Source organism: Comamonas trifloxystrobinivorans (genome assembly GCF_043359985.1).
GTDB lineage: Bacteria > Pseudomonadota > Gammaproteobacteria > Burkholderiales > Burkholderiaceae_C > Comamonas > Comamonas trifloxystrobinivorans.
Genome location: NZ_JBHZGV010000007.1, coordinates 148,926 through 168,810, shown reverse-complemented (window position 1 = coordinate 168,810; position 19,885 = coordinate 148,926). Strand labels below are relative to the sequence as shown.

General features: G+C 60.3%; 20 protein-coding genes. 6 read left to right on the top strand and 14 right to left on the bottom strand.

Going from position 1 to position 19,885, the window contains the following annotated elements:
• Positions 1 to 308: 308 nt before the first annotated feature.
• Positions 309 to 1,043 carry an SDR family oxidoreductase gene (locus ACFIQF_RS10045; RefSeq protein WP_393942442.1) on the top strand — a complete coding sequence of 245 codons (735 nt, stop codon included), beginning with the start codon at positions 309 to 311 and terminating at the stop codon, positions 1,041 to 1,043.
• Between the two features lie 262 nt (positions 1,044 to 1,305).
• Here the strand turns inward: ACFIQF_RS10045 and ACFIQF_RS10040 are convergent, their stop codons facing one another.
• On the bottom strand, positions 1,306 to 1,608 hold the full coding sequence (locus ACFIQF_RS10040; RefSeq protein WP_393942440.1) for a hypothetical protein: 303 nt from the start codon (positions 1,606 to 1,608) through the stop codon (positions 1,306 to 1,308).
• Positions 1,609 to 1,796: 188 nt separating this feature from the next.
• Complete coding sequence (locus ACFIQF_RS10035) at positions 1,797 to 2,633, bottom strand: helix-turn-helix transcriptional regulator (RefSeq protein ID WP_393942439.1); 837 nt, start codon at positions 2,631 to 2,633, stop codon at positions 1,797 to 1,799.
• A 168-nt stretch (positions 2,634 to 2,801) separates the two neighbouring features.
• Here ACFIQF_RS10035 and iaaH point away from each other — a divergent pair, with 168 nt between their 5' ends.
• Positions 2,802 to 4,205 carry an indoleacetamide hydrolase gene (gene iaaH / locus ACFIQF_RS10030; protein ID WP_393942437.1) on the top strand — a complete coding sequence of 468 codons (1,404 nt, stop codon included), beginning with the start codon at positions 2,802 to 2,804 and terminating at the stop codon, positions 4,203 to 4,205.
• 246 nt (positions 4,206 to 4,451) lie between these two features.
• On the opposite strand, the gene ACFIQF_RS10025 is transcribed toward iaaH, so the two are convergent.
• From ACFIQF_RS10025 to ACFIQF_RS10015, 3 genes are read right to left on the bottom strand one after another with little or no spacing between them, the layout of a single operon-like run.
• On the bottom strand, positions 4,452 to 5,693 hold the full coding sequence (locus ACFIQF_RS10025) for a metal-dependent hydrolase family protein (protein ID WP_393942435.1): 1,242 nt from the start codon (positions 5,691 to 5,693) through the stop codon (positions 4,452 to 4,454).
• A gap of 28 nt (positions 5,694 to 5,721) precedes the next feature.
• Positions 5,722 to 6,210, bottom strand: coding sequence for a GAF domain-containing protein (locus ACFIQF_RS10020; protein WP_393942433.1), 489 nt, complete (start codon positions 6,208 to 6,210; stop codon positions 5,722 to 5,724).
• 43 nt (positions 6,211 to 6,253) lie between these two features.
• Positions 6,254 to 7,621 (bottom strand): MFS transporter, encoded by a 1,368-nt coding sequence (locus tag ACFIQF_RS10015; RefSeq protein ID WP_393942431.1) that lies wholly within the window; start codon positions 7,619 to 7,621, stop codon positions 6,254 to 6,256.
• A gap of 142 nt (positions 7,622 to 7,763) precedes the next feature.
• Between ACFIQF_RS10015 and ACFIQF_RS10010 the strand changes: the two genes are divergently transcribed.
• Both ACFIQF_RS10010 and ACFIQF_RS10005 read left to right on the top strand, forming a co-directional pair.
• Positions 7,764 to 8,687 carry a LysR substrate-binding domain-containing protein gene (locus tag ACFIQF_RS10010; RefSeq protein ID WP_393942429.1) on the top strand — a complete coding sequence of 308 codons (924 nt, stop codon included), beginning with the start codon at positions 7,764 to 7,766 and terminating at the stop codon, positions 8,685 to 8,687.
• A gap of 176 nt (positions 8,688 to 8,863) precedes the next feature.
• A complete protein-coding gene (locus ACFIQF_RS10005; protein ID WP_393942427.1) occupies positions 8,864 to 9,574 on the top strand; it encodes a nitroreductase in 711 nt (236 codons plus the stop codon).
• Between the two features lie 25 nt (positions 9,575 to 9,599).
• Here the strand turns inward: ACFIQF_RS10005 and ACFIQF_RS10000 are convergent, their stop codons facing one another.
• The 9 genes from ACFIQF_RS10000 to ACFIQF_RS09960 form a co-directional block, all read right to left on the bottom strand.
• On the bottom strand, positions 9,600 to 10,106 hold the full coding sequence (locus tag ACFIQF_RS10000) for a hypothetical protein (protein ID WP_393942425.1): 507 nt from the start codon (positions 10,104 to 10,106) through the stop codon (positions 9,600 to 9,602).
• Positions 10,107 to 10,124: 18 nt separating this feature from the next.
• Complete coding sequence (locus tag ACFIQF_RS09995; protein WP_393942423.1) at positions 10,125 to 11,315, bottom strand: AAA family ATPase; 1,191 nt, start codon at positions 11,313 to 11,315, stop codon at positions 10,125 to 10,127.
• Positions 11,316 to 11,391: 76 nt separating this feature from the next.
• The gene (locus ACFIQF_RS09990; RefSeq protein ID WP_393942421.1) at positions 11,392 to 11,622 is read right to left on the bottom strand and encodes a cold shock domain-containing protein; all 231 of its coding nucleotides are present in this window, start codon (positions 11,620 to 11,622) and stop codon (positions 11,392 to 11,394) included.
• Positions 11,606 to 12,775, bottom strand: coding sequence for a reverse transcriptase family protein (locus ACFIQF_RS09985; RefSeq protein WP_393942417.1), 1,170 nt, complete (start codon positions 12,773 to 12,775; stop codon positions 11,606 to 11,608). Before ACFIQF_RS09985 ends, ACFIQF_RS09990 begins: the two co-directional genes overlap by 17 nt.
• 606 nt (positions 12,776 to 13,381) lie before the next feature.
• Entirely contained in the window at positions 13,382 to 14,575 is a 1,194-nt protein-coding gene (locus tag ACFIQF_RS09980; RefSeq protein ID WP_393942416.1) for a thiolase family protein, read from the bottom strand.
• A 67-nt stretch (positions 14,576 to 14,642) separates the two neighbouring features.
• Positions 14,643 to 16,139, bottom strand: a complete 1,497-nt coding sequence (locus ACFIQF_RS09975; RefSeq protein ID WP_393942414.1) for an AMP-binding protein — start codon at positions 16,137 to 16,139, stop codon at positions 14,643 to 14,645.
• Entirely contained in the window at positions 16,136 to 16,726 is a 591-nt protein-coding gene (locus tag ACFIQF_RS09970; RefSeq protein WP_393942633.1) for a biotin transporter BioY, read from the bottom strand. The genes ACFIQF_RS09975 and ACFIQF_RS09970 overlap by 4 nt, the downstream gene beginning before the upstream one ends.
• A gap of 67 nt (positions 16,727 to 16,793) precedes the next feature.
• The gene (locus ACFIQF_RS09965) at positions 16,794 to 17,387 is read right to left on the bottom strand and encodes an energy-coupling factor transporter transmembrane component T family protein (RefSeq protein ID WP_393942412.1); all 594 of its coding nucleotides are present in this window, start codon (positions 17,385 to 17,387) and stop codon (positions 16,794 to 16,796) included.
• Between the two features lie 5 nt (positions 17,388 to 17,392).
• Entirely contained in the window at positions 17,393 to 18,151 is a 759-nt protein-coding gene (locus tag ACFIQF_RS09960; protein WP_393942411.1) for an energy-coupling factor ABC transporter ATP-binding protein, read from the bottom strand.
• 531 nt (positions 18,152 to 18,682) lie between these two features.
• Here ACFIQF_RS09960 and ACFIQF_RS09955 point away from each other — a divergent pair.
• Complete coding sequence (locus tag ACFIQF_RS09955) at positions 18,683 to 18,853, top strand: hypothetical protein (RefSeq protein WP_393942409.1); 171 nt, start codon at positions 18,683 to 18,685, stop codon at positions 18,851 to 18,853.
• Between the two features lie 308 nt (positions 18,854 to 19,161).
• Entirely contained in the window at positions 19,162 to 19,803 is a 642-nt protein-coding gene (locus ACFIQF_RS09950) for a hypothetical protein (protein ID WP_393942408.1), read from the top strand.
• The last annotated feature ends 82 nt before the right edge of the window (positions 19,804 to 19,885 follow it).

Here is a 19,885-nt window from a genome sequence, read left to right as displayed (position 1 = left end):
GCGAGTGCATTTGGGGCATGGTTAAGTGCTCCTTGTTGAAGAGCCTCGCTTTCGAGGAGGCGATACCGCTTGCTGTCAGATGTTTTGAAGCACCCGCCCCTGTACAGGAGACTGAGTGGATTATGGATGCAGCCGGGCTTATCGGCGTTCGCGCGGTGGAGCAATGCTTGAGATCAGTCACATAACAACGGCTGGCGCAGCCTGGGTATTTCTCCTGCAGCGGGTTGGCGGGCCGGGCGCTATGCTGGCGCGGGCATGCCTTGGCCCAGCCAACGCTACATCCAACTTTTCATCGCAGGAGAATCTCCATGAGCACAGCCAGAACAGCCATCGTTACCGGCGCATCGCGCGGCATTGGCGCCCAGGTGGCGCGCCGGTTGGCGCAAGACGGTTTTGCCGTGGTGGTGAACTACGCCGGCGGCGTAGATGTGGCCAAGGCTCTGGTGGCGCAGATTCAGGGCGAGGGCGGGGCGGCCATTGCCGTGCAGGCCGATGTGGCCGACGCAGCAGCGGTAAAAGCCATGTTGGACCAAGCCACCGAAGCCTTTGGCGGCGTAGATGTGCTGGTCAACAACGCCGGCGTGATGAAGCTGGCGCCCATTGTGCAAAGCGACGATGCGCTTTTTGACCAACACATCGCCATCAACCTGCGCGGCACCTTCAACTGCCTGCGCGAAGCCGGCCAGCGCCTGCGCGAGGGTGGGCGCATCATCAACTTTTCGACCAGCGTGGTGGGCCTGTACCAACCTGGCTATGGCGTGTATGCCGCCACCAAAGCGGCGGTAGAAGCTATGACGCACATCATGGCCAAAGAGATGCGCGGCCGCCGCATCACCGTCAACGCTGTGGCGCCCGGGCCAGTGAACACCGAGCTGTTCCGCAGCGGCAAAACCCCCGAGCTGATGGAGCAAATCGCCAAGCTCGCGCCACTGGAGCGCCTGGGCGAGCCCGAAGACATTGCCGCCGTAGTCGCTTTCTTGGCCAGCCCCGACGGCGCCTGGGTGAACGGCCAGGTGCTGCGGGCTAATGGCGGGGTGGTGTGAAGGTGTGGCAGGCGTTTTGCGCGCGTGTTTGATGCAGCGCGTTTCGGCTGGTTGCGGTGGTTGCAGCTTGCTTTGCCACCAGACTTGCGAACCAAGGAAACCCTTGAAGCAAAAAAAAGCCACCGTAAACGGTGGCTGAACGACGCTCGGAGGGAGCCTGCGCCGAAGGAGAGGGGTGGGTTACTCGCTGCGTCTGGTGGTGGCCGTTGCGCCGCACCAGCATCCGCTTTCGCCCAAAAATACTTGGTTGGACTTGCGGCAATCAGGCCGCAATGCGCACATCAAAATACGCTTCTTCTGCGCCGCCCAGCGGGCGCATGCCGGCCTCGTGCGCTTTCACAAAGGCTTGTTGCCAGGCGCTGGCCAAGCGAATGTCGTCAGGCTTGGGCGGGTCGTAGCTTTCGCTGCAATCGATAAAGGCCTTGCGCGCTTGGGCCAGCGCATCCAAGCTGTCGAAATAGCGGGCCAGGGTGCGGCCAAAGCGTTGCTCGGCAGCTATGCGGTGCTGGTCTTCCAGCTGGGGAAAATCGCAGAGTTTGACTTCCAGAAGCGGTGTGCTGTCCATGGTGAGATCAATGAAGTACTGTACGAAACACCAGTATACATAAATACTGGATGAATGCACAGCATTTTGCGATTTGTTTTGTGGCGCGTGGGTGTACAGCGGTGAGCGGTGCGAGCGGCAGGGATTGGCATTGGCGACATCACCGCGAATTTGGCAGCAAGCGGCCCGGCGCTAAATTGCCGCGCAGGCTAAACGCTCAACAAGCACAGGTCTTGGACGCCCGGATTGGCTTGCTGGCCTGCAAGCTCTGCGCGTTGCTGGCCCACAATGGCCTGCACTCTGGATGCCAGCGCTGCTCGGTTTTCCACGTGCATTTTGCGGAAGGCGTTGGCCATGTGAAAGCGCACGGTGGCAAAGCTCAGCCGCAGGCGTTGGGCGATTTCTTTGTCGGTGCAGCCGCAAGTGGCCAGCCAGGCAACCTCGGCTTCGCGTTTGCTTAACTGGGTTTGCGCTTGCAGCAGTTGCTCTGGCTCTGCGACCTTTGGCACGGCATGTGCAGCACCAAGGCGAGGAGCCAGCCGGACCAGTGTCGCGGTAATGGCAGGCTCCACCATGCGGAGCAGCTCCAGCTGCTCAAAGCCAAAGTTGCCGCGATCACGGCGCCGCCATATCCGCATGTCGCCCATGCATTCGTCGCCTGCAAAAAAGTAGACGTTCATGCCCCAGTGCATGCGCTCGCGTTTGAGAAAGTCGTTGAAAAACTCGGTGCGCACAAGTTCGGCCTGGCCCAGGATCTGCGTGGCCAGCGTGGGGCGGCGCTGGGCCATCATCGGCAGGGTGAGCGGGTCGACAAAGCGGTAGTGCTCGTCCCAGGCGCGCAAGCTGTCTGTTGACACGTTCATGGCGGTGCCGCGCTCGAACTGTTCAGCCGCAGCGTTCCACACCATCGAGACATATTGGTCGGCCTCTAACAGCTTGAGCATGTGGATGGCGCAGGCCTCGCGCAGCGCGTCGGCCCCCGTGGTTTCTGCCAGCAGCCGCATCAGCCCGCTCAATGCAGAAGTTTGGGCCTTGGTCAGTTGCATAAGACGATGAAAAGCAGCATGGGTAGCGGGTAGGGAGTAGAGGTTTTCCCGATGTTAGGAGCACCGTGCCCAATATCCATCAGGGTTGACCCGCGCCACCTAGCATTCCTGTCAGGTGCATGGCGGACATGGGTCTCCTAAGCTGGGGCTCCGTTTCTGGAGACACGCATGGAACTGATGGATGGCACCGCCATTGAGGTGAGAGATACGCTGGCAAAAGGGCATGTGCGCTGCATAGATTTGGCAGAGCATTGGATTGCACGCACCGAGGCCGCAGAGGCTCTGAATTGCTATGTGCAGTTCGACGCAGAGGGTTTGCGACGCCAGGCCCAAGCGGCTGATGCCAAGCTGGCAAAAGGCGAGCGCCTGCCGCTTTTGGGCGTGCCGATTGCGCTGAAAGACAATATCGAGGCAGTTGGTTTCGCTTGCGGCGCGGGCACTCGTGCTTTGGGCGCCCTTACCTCTGGCCAGGACGCAGAGCTGGTGGCACGCCTGCGCCAGGCGGGCGCGTTGATCCCGGGCAAGCTGGGCATGCATGAGCTGGCGTTTGGCATTACGTCAAACAACGCATGTACCGGTGCCATCCACAACCCTTGGGATGCGAGCCGTATCCCCGGTGGCAGCAGCGGTGGTTCAGGCGCAGCCGTTGCTGCCAGGTTGGTGCCAGCCTCTATTGGTACGGATACCGGGGGCTCCATACGCATTCCTGCCGCTTTATGCGGGGTGGCGGGGTTCAGGCCCAGTACCGGGCGGGTGAGCGGCCAAGGCCTTTGCCCCATTGCCACTACACGCGATACAGCGGGCCCCATTGCGCGCAGCGTGGCCGATCTTGCCTTGCTGGACAGCGTGCTGACCGGCGACTGGGAGGCACAGACACCGGCGCCGCTGCAGGGCTTGAAAATTGGTATTCCACAAGACATTTTTTGGGACGATCTGGATGCCGGGGTGGAAAAAACGTGCAACGCTGCGCTGCAGCTACTGCGCCAATCTGGCGTTCAGTTTGTGCCGGTAGCGCTGCCCGGTATAGCCAAGCTGAATGCAGAAATCGCGTTTGCGCTGACGTCGTTTGAATTTGTCAGTGACCTGGGCCAGTACCTGCGCAAGCACCCCGCCAAGTTGAGCCTTGCAGAGCTGATTGGCCAAGTGCTCAGCCCCGATGTTGCGGCGATTGTTGTGCCATTGCTGGGCACGCTCAAACCTTCTGCAGAGGCTTACCAGGCAGCGCTTCAATCACGCACGCAGCTGCAAGCCATGTATGGCGATGTGTTTGCTGCCAATGGTGTACAGGCGCTTGTGTTCCCCACAACGCCCAGCACGGCGCCACGTATTGGCGACGACCTTGTTTTTGACCACAACGGCCATCTCAGCCCCACTTTTTTAACCTTCACCCGCAACACCGGCCCCGGCAGCAATGCCGGCATTCCCGGGCTGTCTTTGCCCATTGGCCTGTCACAAGGGCTGCCAGTGGGCCTGGCGCTGGACGGCCCCATGCACAGCGACCGCCGCCTGTTGGCGCTGGGCCAGGCCCTGGAAGCGGTGCTGCCCCGCATGGCTGCGCCTGGGCTGTTTTAGGGCAGAGGCATTGGGGGTTTTGGGCCGCGCAGGTGCACTCCCAAGCAGATGCTGGAGGGTGGATGCAAGATCTTCGTCCAGCGCGGTGCGTTGGATTTTTTGGGGAGTGCGCCCCGCCGTTATAGCAATGGTGCTGGGCTGTTGCAGAACCAGCCTGTTTGCGCCTTTAGGCCCGAGAGGGAGCCATGGCAGTCCACGGGCCGCTGGCTGTGGCGCTAATGCGGCGCGGGTGCAGTCAGGGGCTAATCAAAGCGCATTGAACTCGATTTTTCCGGCCTTCATCACTAGCGGAATCTGCTCGCCCTGGCCCAGCAAGCAGTGGATGTCGCGCAGCGGGTTGCCGTCCACCAGCAAGAGGTCGGCAATAGCGCCAGGGATGAGGCGGCCCAGCCGGTTTTGCATGCCCAGGACCTCAGCGCCGATCAGGGTGGCGCTAGCGATGACTTCAGCGGGCGTCAGCACTTGGGTGCGCAAGCGAAACTCATCGCTTTGCAGGCGCTGTGATTCGCCCAGCAGATCGGAGCCAAAGCCCATTTTGACGCCGGCTGCCTTGAGGATTTCGAGCGAGCGCAGGCCAGCGGCGCGCATGTCGGCCACTTTGGCCACGCTGTCGGCGGGCAGGCCCAAGGCGGGGCCTTCATCAACCAGCGCGTCGTAGGTGACCAAGGTGGGCACAGCGTAGGCTTGGTGCTCAGCCATTGCTTGTGCGGCTGCGGCGTCTACCAAGTTGCCATGCTCGATGGTGCGCACACCGCAGCGTACAGCGCGGGAGATGGCCTGCGCGGTGTAGGCATGGGCGAGTACGTAGGTTTGTCGCGCTGCAGCTTCCGCAACGATGGCCTGGATTTCCGCTTCGCTGTAGCCCAGCGCACCAACAGGGTCGGTGGGCGAGGCAACACCGCCCGAGGCCATGATTTTTATTTGGTCGGCCCCCATTTGCAGTTCTTCTCTGGCTGCGCGCCGTACCTCGTCTACCCCATCGGCAACGCGGGCCAATGAGCCGACCCGGACACAGGTGGGGCAGAGCCCGTTGTTCAAATGGTCAGAGCGCAAGCGCATGTCGCCGTGGCCGCCGGTTTGGCTCAGCGCCCGGCCCGATACGAATAGGCGCGGGCCCTGTACCAGACCGGTGTCCACGGCTTGTTTGAATGCATGGCCGGCGCCGCCTGCGTCTCGCACGGTCGTGAAACCACGGCGCAGCATGCCTTGCAGCATAGGCAGGCTGCGCAGCGTGACCAGCACATTGGGCATGTGTACCTGCCGGCCCAGGTTGACCTCCACCGCCACGATGTGTACGTGCAGGTCAATCAGGCCGGGCATGGCGGTTTTGCCCTGCGCATCGATGACCAGGGCCGACGCGCTGGAAATGGGCTGGGTCGAGACTTCGCGGATGACTCCGCCCTCAATCAGGATGTCGTGGCGGTCTTGCAGCTCGGGCTGGCTGGGGTCGAGCAGGTGGGCGTTTTTGATCAGAATGGCTTGGGTCATGGGGCGTTTCCTTTTTTGTTGTTTTTGTTCATTGCAAGCCCATCAACGCTGGCAGCGCCAGCTGAGCGAGCACTCTGGCCGGGGCTACATGGCTTTCGTTGTACCAGCCTTCCCGGTGCAGCAGGTTGACGGTGCCGAGCGTCTGCCCTTGCCAGCGCACAGGCAGGTTCAAGACACTTTGGCAGCCCAGCGAGTCGATGAGTTCGTGGTCGTAAAACACTTCGCGCAGGTCTTGTGCGTTGCGGCCAATGTAGAACTCACCGCGCTGCACGACTTGCTGCATCCAGGGCGCATTGGTGACCGCTTTGCGCCCGCCTACGGGGTAGGCATCGGGCATGTTGCTGTAAATACGCTGCGATTCGCTGGCGCCAGGCCAGTAGACCAGCACGGTAAACAAGCGGTGTCCCAGTATGTCTGCGGCTGCACGCTCGATGGCGGCAAATGTGGCCTGGGGTTGTGCGGGCGCATCATGGCTCAGCGCGAGTGCTTCCAATACGGCGGGGATGGGCGGGTTCATTTAGCGACTCTTAAAAAACGATTCATCAAGCGGGTTGCGTGCCTTATGCCAGCTCATCGGCGGCAATGGCTTCCAACGAACGGCCCCGGGTGGGGACGCCCATGATCAGAACGGCGGCCGAGCCCAGCAGCAGGACGGCTGTCGTCATGCCAAAGACGCCGCCAAAGCCCAAGGTGGGATACACATAACCCACCAAGATGGGGGCGCTGATACCGCCAATCCGGCCAATTGCCGATGCCAGACCGGAGCCGGTGGCGCGCACATGGGTGGGAAAGACCTCGGGCGTGTAGGCATACAGCCCGGCATAGGCACCATTCATGAAGAAGGACAAGAGCACGCCGGCCTGCATGATCTGCTGGTCGCTGGATGAGTAGGCCAAAGCCAGCGCGCACAGCCCGCCCAGCAGCATGTAGCTCACAATGGTTGCTTGGCGTCCGATACGATCGTTCAGCCAGGCGGCCGAGAAGTAGCCGGGAACCTGGGCGATGTACATCACCAAGGCATAGCCGAAGCTTTTGGAGACGGTCATGCCGTTTTGCACCAGCAGGCTGGGAATCCAGGTGAAGAAGGAGTAGTAGCTGAAGGTCATCGACAACCACATCACCCAGGTCATGATGGTGATTTTGCGCAGCTTGCGCGAGAGCAGTGCAGAGTAGTTCTTCAAGACGGAGCCGCGCGAGCTGCTGGGGGGCGGGGCGGCCATTTCTGCAGCGTCCATGGTTTGCAAGGGTTTGCCGCTGCGTTGCGCAGAGGTTTCCATGGCGACGACGATGGCCTCCGCCTCGGCAGTGCGGCCTTGACTTTCCAGCCAGCGCGGAGATTCAGGCAAGCTGCGGCGCCACCACAACAGCATCAAAACGGGGGCTGCCGTGATCAAGATGACGATTCGCCATCCGTCGGCGCTGGCTGGCACCAGAAAGTAGCCCAGGAGTGCGGCCCCGACAAAGCCGAACGAGAAGAATCCGGCCAAGGCACCCGTAAAGGCGCCGCGGTAGCGGCGCGCCACAAACTCAGACAAATAGGGCGCAATGATGGCGCTTTCTGCGCCAGTTCCCAGGCCCGCAAAAATGCGCAAGCCTAGGAAAGACGTCCAATCATTGACCATGGCGCTCAATGCCGACGCCAGGCAGTAGATAAAGAGTGCCCACATCATGACGGCACGTCGACCGATCAGATCACCAAGCGTTCCGGCCGCCAGCGCGCCAAAGAAAAAGCCAATGAAATTGGCGCTGGCCAGCACGCCCACCTGCACGTTGCTCAGGGCCCAATCGGTGCGCAGTACTGGCAGCACAAAGGCAATCACTGCGGCGTCCATCGCATCGAAGGTGTAGCCCAGGCCACCGGCCAATAAAAGCTGGCGGTGGAATCCGGAAAAAGGCAGGCGCTCTATGCGAGCGGAAATCATGGTCATAGGGTCTCCAAGCTGGCGTTGTCGTGGTTCTGCAGAAATTGGAGCCAGATGATAGGGAGCTCTATGATGTGTCGTAAAGTTTATATGTTGAATGTGAACTATTGACCAGACGAATGTTTGAACCTGGAGATTCCAGCGCTTTATGAGCTTCCGTACGACAGATCTGAACTTGCTGAAAGTCTTTGAAGCCTTGATGACCGAGCGGAGTGTGACGCGCGCGGCAGAGAAGCTCTCACTCACCCAGCCAACCGTCAGCAATGCACTGCGGCGATTGCGGGAAAACTTCAACGACCCGCTGTTTACACGGCATGGCTCGGGCATTCGGCCCACACGGCGAGCCATGGATCTGTGGGAGCCGCTGGGACGTTCGATGCATTTGATTCGCAGCGTTCTGGAAGGGGATACTTTTGACGCCGCTAATAGCAATGCCCAAATCGGGATCGCCATGTCTGATTACGTGGCATGCAATGTCACGCCCAGGTTGTTGTCGCAAATGAGCGTGATGGCGCCAGCGATGAAGCTGTATACGCTGGCGGGAACGGTTAGCGACTTTGGTGACATCTTGCTGAACGACCGCGCAGACTTTGCGATTGGCGCTTATAACGACGATGTGCAGCGACCGGGCTTTTTGCGCTCCAGAACCTTGTGGCTGCTGGAGATGGCTTGTTTTGTGCGTGAAACCCACCCGTTCGCCCAGCTGGAGAAAATTCCACTGAAAAAGTTCTTGGCCGCACCCCATGTAGATGTGAATCTGTCGGGCAAGAGCGTCCCCATTTACGATGCGTTGCTGCGCAGCCGCGGCTTGCAGCGCAATCTAGCTGCCAGCGTGAGCCACTACGCCACTGCTTGGGAAGTTGTCCGCAATTCAGATTACGTGGGTGTGCTCCCTTGGTCGCCAGAGCTGGACCAAGCGCATCTACAGGGTTTGTGCCGGGTGCCGCTTCCAGTTGCCGCACCTTTGCGCGCCATTGAGCTTTTCTGGCACGAGCGCAATGACGCTTCGGCATTACACCAATGGGTGGCTGGCTTGCTGTTATCGCTGTTTCAGACAGAGTCGGAAGCGTAGGGGCGTTTGGGAGCTGGTTGCAACGCGCTTTATCGGGTGCGGCGCCCTGTCGTTTTTGAGGACTGCCCTTGGTTTAGGGGTTGGCCATTCAAGTCCGTTATGTACCGGGTGTGATGGGTATCGCATGGTGCATGCCAAGAGCGCCGTCTGTGCGCCTCTACAATGGCGCCCGAGCCATGAACAAACCTGAATCTTTGCCATTTGCCCCGGCGCTGGGCGAGCAGTCGCAGGCTGCGCTGTTGCGCCGCTCGGTGCGCGGCTTTACGCCGCAGCCGGTGCCAGACGCTTTGTTGCACGCGGTGTTGCAAGAGGCGCGGCGTGCGCCCAGCGGGGCCAATTTGCAGCCCGGCTATTTTTGGCAGGTAGCAGGTGGTTTGCGTGAGCAATTGGCCGGCCGTTTGCAGCAGGCCTACGAGGCGGGCGAGCAGGAGGCCGAGGATTACGGTTATTTCCCACGCCCTTTGCCTATGTCGTTGCGCAAGCGCCAGGTGGCTGCCGCGCAGGCGCTGTATGGCGCATTGGGTGTGGAGCGGGGCGATGCGGCGGGCCGCGCTTTGCAGTTTGGCCGCAACTTCCGTTTTTTTGATGCGCCGGTGGCGCTGATCATCACCATCGACAGCGGTTTTGGCCCCGGTGGCTATATGGACCTGGGCATGGCCATATATGGCCTGATGCTGGCTGCCCAATCACGCGGCTTGGCCACTTGCGCGATCGGCGCCATGGCTTCTTACCCCGGCCTGATCCGCGACACGCTGCAACTGCCAGCGACGCAAACGGTGGTGTGCGGCATGGCGCTGGGCTACGAGGACGCAGCCGCACCCATCAACCAGACGCGCACTGAGCGCGCCGCGCTGGGCGATTTTTTTCAGCGCCTGGGTGGCGATTGAGGCTGCTTCGATAGAGAGCGTTGGGTTAGCGCTTTAGCGCTAATACCGCCGGTGCATGCAAGCGCACGCGGAACCCGCTTTGGTGCGAATATTCCGGGTCGCCTTGGTCTTCGTAAAAAGAGCGAATTATCAAATACAAGCGGTTGGTTTGCAGCAGCTCGCAGTAGGCAACCCAGGGAAGTTGCAGATCGGGCGCCTCAGATGCATAAGAGAGCCAGATTTTTGCCCAAGCGCCGCTGCGCAGGGCTTGGCCTTCTTCGCGCAGGTTGACGCCTTCGTCCGGCTGCATTTGCAGCATGGCCTCGATCCAGCTGCCGTCCAAACTTTGTAGCCAACTGCCATTCATAAATTCTTCCAGGGCCGCTAGGGCGGGTGCAGGCCCGTCGCCCTGCAAGCGTACGCAGTGGCTGCAGAACACATGGCGCCCATGGTTGGTGCGCTGAAAACGGATGTGCTCTATACGCACGCTGGCCAATTGCGGAATGCTGGCATCTTCAGCAGGTGGGCGAGGAGGGGCAGGTTGTGCGTCCATGGCCATGCATGCTGGCGCTCAGCGCTCCAGCCAGCTCCATGCCGGCAGTTGCTCGGCCCGCGTGTTGGCTACCTGGGTTTCGCCCATTTGCTTTTCCAGATGCAGAGCTTGGTAATCGAGCTCGGCAGCGGCGTCGTCTAACGCAGCTATCAGGCGGTTGGCGTGGGTGACGACGATGACTTGTGTTTGCCGCGTAGCCACGGCAATGAGGCGGCCGAGCGCGGGCAGCAGATCGGGGTGCAGGCTGGTTTCTGGCTCGTTCAAAACCAAGAGTTGCGGCGGGCGCGGCGTGAGCAGCGCGGCAATCCACAGCAAGTAGCGCAGCGTGCCGTCGGACAGCTCGGCTGCTTGCAAAGGGCGCAGCAGGCCCGGCTGCTGCATGAGCAAGGCAAAGCGGCTATCGCGCTGCTCCACCTGCACGCTGGCGCCGGGGAAGGCATCGTCTACGGCTTGGGCAAGTGCTTCGTGGTCGCCAATCGATTCGATGGTTTGCCAGGCGGCGGCCACATCGGCACCGTCGTTGCTGAGCACCGGCGTGTAGGTGCCCAGTTGCGGCTGGCGGGCGGGCGCATCGGCATCGCTGCGGAAGTGGTCGTAAAAGCGCCAGGAGCGCACTTGCTCGCGCAGGGCCAGCATTTCGGGTGCGGCTTGCGGGTCGACGTATTCGGTGAGCATGCTGGCCCAGCGTGGTATGGGGCGCTCCACCACGTTCCAGCCGCGCCCACCGCTGGTGTTGCGCAGCTTGAGCAGCGGGCCTTCGCGCTGCACCAGAGTGGCGGCGGGGCGCAGCAGCGGGCCGGCCCACAGGGCTTCCTGTTTTATCTCGGGATCGTGCGCAAACGCGGCCGGTACGCTGGTAGGCGCGGGCAAGCCAATGTCGATGGCGTAGCCAAAACCATCGTCATCGCTGGCAAAGCCCAGCTTCAAATCCACCGGTTTGCGCCGCACCGTGCCTTGCACTGGCACCTCGCCTCGGCGCATGCGGGCACTTATCTCTTGCGGCCCGGCCCAGAGCGTAGATTCCAACCCGCCTTCGCGCACCAAAGAGCGCACCACGCCGCCACTGGCAATCTCGGCCAGCAGCCGCAGCGATTTGTAGACGCTGCTTTTGCCACTGCCATTGGGCCCGGTCACCACCGTGAGCTGCCCGAGCGGCAGCACCAGCTGGCGCAGCGAGCGGTAGTTGGCGATGGCTAGGGTGGTGAGCATGAAGAACACGTTCTACGGAATCACTTGTTCCGGAGATGTGAGTATGCCGTGTTGTAGCGGTAAAAATTCAGCTCATTTAACCGATACGTGATATGTCGGTTGCGAAGGGGCCTTTCCCCGGTTTGTTTTTATGTACTGTAAAAACAACTTTAGCACCTTCGTAGATTTGCCATTCTTCATTCAAATCTTTGTAGAAAAAGAATAGGTCTTTGCCTTTTATTCGGCTTATAAATCCAAATCCTTTAAATGGAAAAAAGCATTTTATTGTCCCGGTTTCTCTGTTGCTGCTCTCAGATAGGTTCGTCATAAAGTAGCTCATCTTTATCTCCAAGAGGCTTGCAATGGGAGAGTATATTTTTGATATGAAATGCGATCTTTCTATTGTTTCGCATTAGGATGTTTACTTTATAGTGAATTTTATAATATTTTTTAAAGTAAACAAATTTTCTTCTGTAGTTGCTTTTGGATTTGCTTAAATGTTTTGCTTGTTGAGTAATGCTGTGAGCCGTTTTTTCGTCGTAAAGAGGGAGTATAGATTGAAGTATGGTTCTGTACTTTTCTGCTTTAATATGATTTAAATAAGACAGTTTTGCTACTTTCCCAGAAACTGAATTGTGCAATTGGTGATATATTTCGCTATGCCTATCTATTGCAGCTTGAGATTGACACTTATGCATTTCGGCACGAATTGCTTTTCGATCACTGCGGTGGGCTCTGGGGTGTCCGCGATTTAACCAGAGCCCAGTTACTTCCATGAAATCTATTGGATTTGATTTCGATGTGATTTTTTGTTTTCTATTGTTTAACTTTAATTCGGAACTTTTTAATGTTGCCTTGGTTTCTTTAATAATCTTTTCAATTTCTTCTTTGCTTATTTCTTTGGCGGAAGAGATTGATATGTCATCCAGAAGGCGAGTGTAGGTGTAGCCCCTTCCTTGGAGACGAGAAACTAAGCTGTATTCAGTATTATGAAGAGTGAGATTGGCAAGGTGCGAACTACTGCAAGCACCTTGAGGTACTGAATCTTTAAAACAGCATAAATCTGCCAATAGTGCTGATACGTCCGGAGGGAATTTGCAAAAAAATTGAAATATTTCGAGAACTTTTTTGCGATTTATTGAGGGGTAGAAATTTTTTACGTCTAGTGCAATGACAATCTTGGCATTGGAATGCTGAGATGCATTTTTGACATAATCTTTATCTGCAATTCCTCCATGTAAATATGGAGGGTATGTGACATTTCCAAAAATCTTTTTGTTAATTCTTTTTTGAATTATTTTTAAATGATTGCTGGGAATGCTTATCGAGCGTTCGCCACCATTCTTTTTGGGAATCGAATGTGGGTGATAATGTTTTTCGATTTCTTTGGCGGTATTTTTTAGAATACCCAAATCTACTTGCAAAGTCTGCGATAAGCTGGCAAGAGAGCCTATTGGCCTTGCATTGTAGTATGGGCGCATATTAACTATAGAAAAGATAAATACCTACCATCTAGAAGGGTGAATTTTCATTCATCCAATTAGAAATGGATTCGAGGCAAGAAATGATCCGGGCGAGGGAGCAAAAATTGCCGAGCCAGCTACTAGCGCTGCTATAAATCGTAGATTGCTCACGCTTGCCACGACTTTTTTTTGTAGGCGTCATCTTGCGATGACCTGATGTTGATTTTTTTTGCTTAGGCTTTTTTGCCATATGGGTCCTTTCGGGTTCGACGCGCCGGATGGCGCGTATCGCACAACGTCCGAAAGAAACCTAGAGAATAAAAACTCGCAGCTGGCCCAGGTATTTACTTTTTAGCACAACAACCGACTCTTTAGGAGAGAGCCTCAGGCGTATTGCCCTCATCTTGCTGATAGGGGCGGATACATCCCGAGGAGCCGGTAAAGTTCTGTTGAACAGAACGTTTTTCCAAAAAGAAAAACTTAGACTTCTCTAAAGCTAAATCAACACAAAAAAGCAGCCCAGACGAAACATCTGGTCTAGCGGTGATTGTAACAATTCTGTGGGAAAAGTAAATATATTTTTCTACTGAATTTCGAACACCGCTCTACGGCTCGTTGCGTTGGCTAAATGAGGCATATGTGCAGTTGCACCAACCCCGCGCTCCCCAAGCCCCCAGCCCCAGCCCCAGCCACCGCAGCCAAGCCCAGAGCGCCGGCGGGCGCGGTTTGCAGATCGGCCAGTACACGCACCAAGGCTACGGCTGCGGATGCGCCGATGGGGTGGCCGCGGGCGATGCCGCCGCCGTGGCGGTTGAGCAGGGCGGGGTCGGCGCCGTGGGCTTGCAGCAGCGCTTGCCATTGCAAGGTTTGGACGGCGAAGGCGTCGTGCAACTCGATGGCGGCCAGCTCGGGCCAGCGGCGTTGTTGGGCATGCAGCAAGGCTTGCGCAGCATCGGCAGCCAGTACCAATGGCATGGCGGGCGCTCCGCCCAGCGACTGGTGGCCCAGCCAGTGGGCGCGAGGCGTTATGCCGTAGCGCTGGCAAGCGGCGTCGCTCATCAAAAGCACCAGTGCAGCACCGTCGGCTTTGGGGGAGATGGCGATGGTGCTGACGGCGTGCTCGGCACGCACCGTATCGGCTACATCGGCATCGGTCTGCGCAACGGCGGGCAGGCGCGCAATTTGGCGTTCGCTGAGCTGGCGCGGGAAGGCGTCTTGCACCACGCCGTGGATGGGTACTATTTCTGGCCGCAGCAGCTCGGCGTTTTGTAAGGCGCGGGCGTGGCTGGCGGCAGCGCAAGCGTCTTGCGCAGAGCGGCTGTGGCCTTGGGCGGCCGCGTAGCGGGCGGCGGCCAGCAGCAGATCGGGGTCATCTTGCGGGTTGGGGGCGAAGGGCGGGCGTTCGTAAGGCACGGGCGCATCACCAGCGTGCAGCGGGCGCGTGGCGCGGATGGGGGCGCGGCTCCAGGCTTCGGCGCCGCCGGCCACCACCACATCGGCCTGGCCGCTGGCTACCAGGCTGGCGGCCAGCGCCACGGCGTCCAGCCCGGCGCAGCATTGCGTGTCAACAGAGTAGGCCGCGCAGCTGGGCGACAAGCCCGCCGCCAAAGCCAGCATGCGCGCCGGGTTGCCGCCTGCGCCCAAGGCGTTGCCCAGCACCACGGCTTGCACCGCGTTGGCGGGCAGAGCAGCTTGCTGCAACAGAGCCTGCAGTACGGGCGCACCCAGTTCGTGCGTGTGCAATGCCTTGAATGCGCCGCCGACAGGCACCACGGCGCTGCGGGCGAAAGCGGTGATGGCGATGGGAGCTGCAGGCATGCGGGTCAAAGTTTGGAACGGTAGGAAGGTCTGGCAGGCGCAACCGGTACGGCGCGCCAGCCAACCTTTATACCTGCTTTGCCAGCGCTGTTTCAGCAGTGAGCGCGTGCGCGGCGTGCCAGTTTTGCAGTGCGGTGGCGAGTTGCGGGTGGTCGGTTTTGGCGCTGGCGGTTTGCGGCCAGGGCTGGGCAGTGAACCAGCGGCGCGGGCATTTGTAGGCTTCGAGTTGGCTGCGGCACCAAGTGGACAGTTCGGCGGCCAGCTCGGCATCCAGCGGCTGCAGGCGGCCATCGCCTTGCGGCATCGCATCTTTGATCTGCACCGCAGCCCATACCTGTTTGCCGCGCAGTGCGTCGTCCACACCGTGTACTGAGGCGGCGGCGACACGCGGGTGTTCGCACAACAGGGCTTCCACTTCTTCGGGGAAGAGGTTTTTACCTTGGGTGACAAGCATGCGTTTTTCGCGGCCGACCAGGCTGAGGTAGCCGTCATCGCCCAGGCTGCCCATGTCGCGCACGCTCAGCCATTCGTCGTGTTCGCCAGCGCGCAGGGCGGCGGTGGCGTCGGCGCTGCCGCCCACGTAGTCCATGAATAGCATGGCGCTGCGGATCCAGATCTGGCCGATTTCGCCCGTTGGCAAGGGTTCGCCCGCGGCGTTGCGGATTTGCAGTTGCACGTTGCTGAAGGCGCGGCCCACCACGTGCGGCGGCGTGGCGGCGTTGGCGTCCATCCAGGCGATAAAGCTGGCTTCGGAAGCGCCGTAAAACTCCACAATGCGTGCGCGTGGAAATAGCGCTTGCAAAGCAGGCGTGTGCTGGCGCATCCAGCGGGCACCGCTGATGAGTACCAGCTCCACGCTGTCGATGGGCTCGATATGGCGGCGCTCGGCCAGTTGCAGCATCACCAGCAGTTGGCTGGGCACGGCCACCAGGCAGGGCGCGGCCTGGGCCCGCAGCGTGGCCAGGCATTGCGGCGCAGAAAAGCGCGCTTGTAGTTGCGCGCCGCCACCCGTCCAGATGCCCATGAGCGCACCAAACAGAAACAGCGAATGCGACAGGTTGCCCGGCGCCATGACGCAACCTTGCGCGGCCGCGCCAAAGCTTTCGACGCAGACGCGGTAGCTTTCGGCCCACGAGAAATGGTGGCGCCGAAAGCCTTTGGGCTGGCCGGTGCTGCCCGAGGTAAAGCCTATGTAGAAGGGCGCCAGGCTGGCAGCGCCTTGGTGCGCCGGGGTGGTGCAGAGCTCGGCAATCCAGCGCTGGGCTTGCTGGCGCTGCGCTTCGGGCCAAGCGGCGTCGCCCAAGGCGGCACAACGGCCGCTGGCGTTGGTGGCCAAAAATCCGGTCAGCAGCGCAACGGGTGGCAAGCGGGCGTCAAGCAAACAGGTGTGGGGCGCGGCGCTGGCATCAAGCTCAGCGGCGCGGGTTTGCACGGCGGCATGCAGCTCGGCAAATGTGATGCGCTGCGAGCCGTCGTCCAAGGCCAGCGCCTGGGGCCGGGTTTGCGCCCAGTGCGCCAGCGGGCCGTGTACGAGTTGCTGCCAGGCGGGGAGCGCTGCGCTCACAGTGCGCGGCCGCCAAAGCGCCAGTCGGGCAGGCCACGGGCTACGGTGTGCACGATGAGCGCTACCAGCACGCACTTGATCAAATCACCGGGCACGAATACCAGCGTGCCCACCAGCGCTTGGGTCCAGCTGAGTTTGGCCAGCAGCACCAGGCCGATGACGCCGCCTGCGTGGATGACCACAATGCCACCTGCGACCGAAGCCACAAATGCTGCCAGTGCCAAACGCTTGGGGCTGGCGTTGCCGACGGAGAGAGCACGCATGACCCAGCCGCAAACCAGGGCGGCCAGCGGCCAAGAGATCAGGTAACCGGCCGAGGGCAGAAAGAATACGCCCAAGCCGCCGCGCCCGCCCGAGAGCAGTGGCAAGCCCAGTGCCACAGCCAGCAGGAAAAGCAGCATGGCTTGCATGCCCATGCTGGCGCCCAGCAAGCAGCCGGCCAGCATGACGCCCATGGTCTGCGCGGTAATCGGCACACCCAGCGGCAGGTCGATCTTGGGGATCATGCCGAAGGCGGCCAGCAGGGCGGCGAACAGCGCTACCAGAGCAATGCGCTGGGCGGGGGTGTCGTGGCGGGAGGTGGTCATGGTCATGCGGAGGTGCTCCATCAAATCATAAAAAATCTACAAAGGGCTTACAGGCACAAGTACTGCTTCAGAGTTTGAGCCGGATGGCCAGCGCGTCAGCCACCTTGCGGGCGGTTTGCAGCATGCGGATGGTGAGCGGGGCCAGCAGGCGCAGGCCGCCGGCGCGGCCGGTGCGGACGCGGTGTGCATCGGCCAGGCGCTGCCATTGCACAAAAAACTGTTCGGCAAAGCGCAGCATCAAACCCAGTTGCAGCGCCAGGCGTTCTACCGGCACGCCAAAACGGGCCAGCGGTTGCAGCAGCCATTCGGCCACGCTGAGCAGATCACCAAAGCGCGTGGTGGCCGTGAGCATGGCGCCCAGCATGGTGGCGCTGAGCAAGCGCAAGCCGCTGTGCAGGCCCACCATGGGCTGGCCGGTGGCCGCATGCAGCGCGCCTACCAGCAAAGAGGCAATGAACGCCACTTTTACCAAGCGACGCGTGGGGCGGGAGGCGGCGCCAATGCTCAGGTACAAAACCAGTACCACGGCAAAGGCGGCGGCTTGGCCGCGCACGTCGGTCACAAACAGCAGGCCCAGGCCGCACAAGGCCAGCACCAGCAACTTGGCGCCCGCAGAAACGCGGTGCAGCCAGCTGGGGATGTCGCTATACAAGCTGCCCATTGTGATCAGCCTTGTGCCGCTGGATTGGTGTTGGCATTGGCGCTGAGCGCTTGGCTGCGGGCTGCGACGTCGGCCTCGTAGGCGGCGCAGACGGTGTCGCCAGGGCCATCGGCGCGCACGCGCCCTTGGTCGAGCCAGACCACGCGCTCAAAGTGGCGCACATGGGCCAGCACGTGGGTGGAGATGACGGTTTGCGCCGGGCTGCGCTCCAGCTCGGCCGCCAGCCGCGCCTGGCCGGGCAGATCAAGGCTGGCGAAGGGTTCGTCCAGCAGCATCACCTGCGGCGCGGCCAGCAGCATGGCCAGAAAACACACTTGCTGGCGCTGGCCTTGGCTCAAACTGCTGACAGCACGCGGCGCCCAGGCGGCCAGCCCGCGCTGCGCCAGAAAAGCCTGCGCTTGCACGATGGCCGCTTTGCGCGCCACGCCCTGGTATTGCAGGCTCAGGCCCAGCTCTTCTTCAACGGTGGGGAAGATGATTTGGTCGTCCGGGTTCTGAAACATCAGGCCCACCACGCCGGGCAGTTGCTCGCGCTGGCGCTGCACATCGTGGCCTGCCACCAGCACCTGGCCTTGCTGCGCTACTTCCAGCCCGCACAGCAGGCGGAACAGGCTGGTTTTGCCCGCGCCGTTGTCGCCAATAAGGCCAATGCGGCGCTCGGTCAGGCTCAGGCTCAGGCCGGCGAACACGGGCTGGGCGCCGCGTATCAGGTGCACGTCTTGCAGCTGGATGCCTGAGGCGGGTGTGGCGGAAGGAGCGGACATGGGCGGAGCGAAAAACGTCAAAAAACAAGTTGGCAGATTTGGCAACCCGGGCCGGTTTTGGCGGACTTGCCGAAAGGGCGAATCCAGGGCTGCCAGCGGGCGCCAAGGCCCGGCAGCCGGGGCTGTGGGGCGTTGGCAGCCATTGTCGCACCAGCTTTCTGTTTGCTGCGCTCTGTATCACTTCAGGCTGATTGTTGTCGCTGTTGGCAGAAGCATGCTTTTTGGCGGTGCAATGGCAGAAGTTGGCCGAACTTGCGTGCTAGCTTGTGCCAGCTGGCGGTAATTTGCTGCCATCTTCCGCCAGCCTACAGTTGCTGTGCCTGCCCTGAAAGGCCTGGATTGCAATCAATTTGATAGCGTCAGTTGAATGCACACAAAGGCCTAGATCAGGGTTTTGCTTGTTTTGTGGTGAATCATTCCCAAAAGCTGCCAAGTGTGGCGTAGGGGCATTGCGCAGTTCTCTGACAGCTTTTGCTGGCTGCCGGTGCTGCAATAGCGTTACGACCCATGCTGAATGAAAGGAGGTCGCGTATGTTTGATCATCCCCATGCACATTGGACAGATTTCGCCACTTTCCTGGCCTTGGTGGCTGTGGTCGCACTGGCTTTCTCAGTGCTGGTGTGGCCCCACAGTACGGCCCAGGCGGCTGATTCGTTGGCCCACATGCTCAAAGGCCTGCAACAGGTCTGGCGCACGCTGTGAGTACCGCGCCAGGTGCTGGCAGCGCTGGCGCAGGCCAGAAATGCGCCCATTCCAACAGGTTTTCAGCCCGTTTGCCGCTGCTGCCTCAGGCCGTCAGCGGCTGCTTTTGTGGCTGGCGCCCGCTGCCCACAGCAGCTGCACGGTGTGCAGCGCGGGCGCAACGGAGGTGTAAAAATTGATGTTTCTTATCACTCGGTGCAAATGAGTCGATTCATAATTTCTATTTTAAGAAGCCGCTGCTGACCGCCGTCGTGGCCAGGGCTGGTGTTGTGAATCCCGCTCGGCAAGAGCACAAGTCTGAGGCATATATGAAACGATTGAATCCTTTGGGCGCCACCAGTGCGCTGTTGGCGGCCCTGGTGCTGGCGGGTTGCGCATCCGGCCCTTCGAAGGAAGAGCAGGCCGCTGCCGCCAAGGCCGAAGAGACCAAGGCGGCCGAGCAAGCCAAGGCTGCCGAGGCGGCCCGCCAACCCGCACCGGCGGCCGAGGTGCCCAAGGCCCAGGCGAAGTTTGCCGATGCCAAGCCCCTCAAGTTTGTGCAGCAAAGCTACGCCACCGCCAATGGCGAAGGCAATAGCAACTTCAGCATCCAGTTCCTCAAGGGCGGCAAGGTGGTCTACAAGTCGAAGGCCGACGGCGGCGACGCTGTGCTCTACCGCGGCACCTGGAAGCGCACGGGCAACCAGATCGACGTGGCGGCCAAGGACGCCAAATCGGACGATGCAGTGAACCTGAGCTACGAAGTGCGCCCCGAGCTGAACAGCCCCGCCGACGCCTACAAGGACTGCAAGAAGTTCGCCCCCGGCCTGTACCCGCTGAACGTGAACGGCAGCACCGACGAAGACCTGACTTACAGCCTGTGGCCCGAGCATCTGGTCAAGCAAAACGCCGCCCCTTGCGAGCCCGAGCGCAAAGCCGCGCCCAAGAAGGGCAAGCGCAAGAGCAAGTGATGGTGCCGTAAAGGCAAAGCACAAAAAGGTCAGCTTCGGGGCTGGCCTTTTTTCATTGCAGCGAAGGGCTGAAGCGGTGGCA

What these genes read in the sequence shown, in the direction of transcription:
- ACFIQF_RS09970 (WP_393942633.1), bottom strand. Translation starts at nt 16,726, where the DNA reads ATGACCACCTCCCGCCACGACACCCCCGCCCAGCGCATTGCTCTGGTA.
- ACFIQF_RS09980 (WP_393942416.1), bottom strand. Translation starts at nt 14,575, where the DNA reads ATGCCTGCAGCTCCCATCGCCATCACCGCTTTCGCCCGCAGCGCCGTG.
- ACFIQF_RS10045 (WP_393942442.1), top strand. Translation starts at nt 309, where the DNA reads ATGAGCACAGCCAGAACAGCCATCGTTACCGGCGCATCGCGCGGCATT.
- ACFIQF_RS10035 (WP_393942439.1), bottom strand. Translation starts at nt 2,633, where the DNA reads ATGCAACTGACCAAGGCCCAAACTTCTGCATTGAGCGGGCTGATGCGG.
- ACFIQF_RS10015 (WP_393942431.1), bottom strand. Translation starts at nt 7,621, where the DNA reads ATGACCATGATTTCCGCTCGCATAGAGCGCCTGCCTTTTTCCGGATTC.
- iaaH (WP_393942437.1), top strand. Translation starts at nt 2,802, where the DNA reads ATGGAACTGATGGATGGCACCGCCATTGAGGTGAGAGATACGCTGGCA.
- ACFIQF_RS09985 (WP_393942417.1), bottom strand. Translation starts at nt 12,775, where the DNA reads ATGCGCCCATACTACAATGCAAGGCCAATAGGCTCTCTTGCCAGCTTA.
- ACFIQF_RS09990 (WP_393942421.1), bottom strand. Translation starts at nt 11,622, where the DNA reads ATGACGAACCTATCTGAGAGCAGCAACAGAGAAACCGGGACAATAAAA.
- ACFIQF_RS09950 (WP_393942408.1), top strand. Translation starts at nt 19,162, where the DNA reads ATGAAACGATTGAATCCTTTGGGCGCCACCAGTGCGCTGTTGGCGGCC.
- ACFIQF_RS09965 (WP_393942412.1), bottom strand. Translation starts at nt 17,387, where the DNA reads ATGGGCAGCTTGTATAGCGACATCCCCAGCTGGCTGCACCGCGTTTCT.
- ACFIQF_RS09955 (WP_393942409.1), top strand. Translation starts at nt 18,683, where the DNA reads ATGTTTGATCATCCCCATGCACATTGGACAGATTTCGCCACTTTCCTG.
- ACFIQF_RS10000 (WP_393942425.1), bottom strand. Translation starts at nt 10,106, where the DNA reads ATGGACGCACAACCTGCCCCTCCTCGCCCACCTGCTGAAGATGCCAGC.
- ACFIQF_RS09960 (WP_393942411.1), bottom strand. Translation starts at nt 18,151, where the DNA reads ATGTCCGCTCCTTCCGCCACACCCGCCTCAGGCATCCAGCTGCAAGAC.
- ACFIQF_RS09995 (WP_393942423.1), bottom strand. Translation starts at nt 11,315, where the DNA reads ATGCTCACCACCCTAGCCATCGCCAACTACCGCTCGCTGCGCCAGCTG.
- ACFIQF_RS10005 (WP_393942427.1), top strand. Translation starts at nt 8,864, where the DNA reads ATGAACAAACCTGAATCTTTGCCATTTGCCCCGGCGCTGGGCGAGCAG.
- ACFIQF_RS10020 (WP_393942433.1), bottom strand. Translation starts at nt 6,210, where the DNA reads ATGAACCCGCCCATCCCCGCCGTATTGGAAGCACTCGCGCTGAGCCAT.
- ACFIQF_RS10025 (WP_393942435.1), bottom strand. Translation starts at nt 5,693, where the DNA reads ATGACCCAAGCCATTCTGATCAAAAACGCCCACCTGCTCGACCCCAGC.
- ACFIQF_RS10010 (WP_393942429.1), top strand. Translation starts at nt 7,764, where the DNA reads ATGAGCTTCCGTACGACAGATCTGAACTTGCTGAAAGTCTTTGAAGCC.
- ACFIQF_RS10040 (WP_393942440.1), bottom strand. Translation starts at nt 1,608, where the DNA reads ATGGACAGCACACCGCTTCTGGAAGTCAAACTCTGCGATTTTCCCCAG.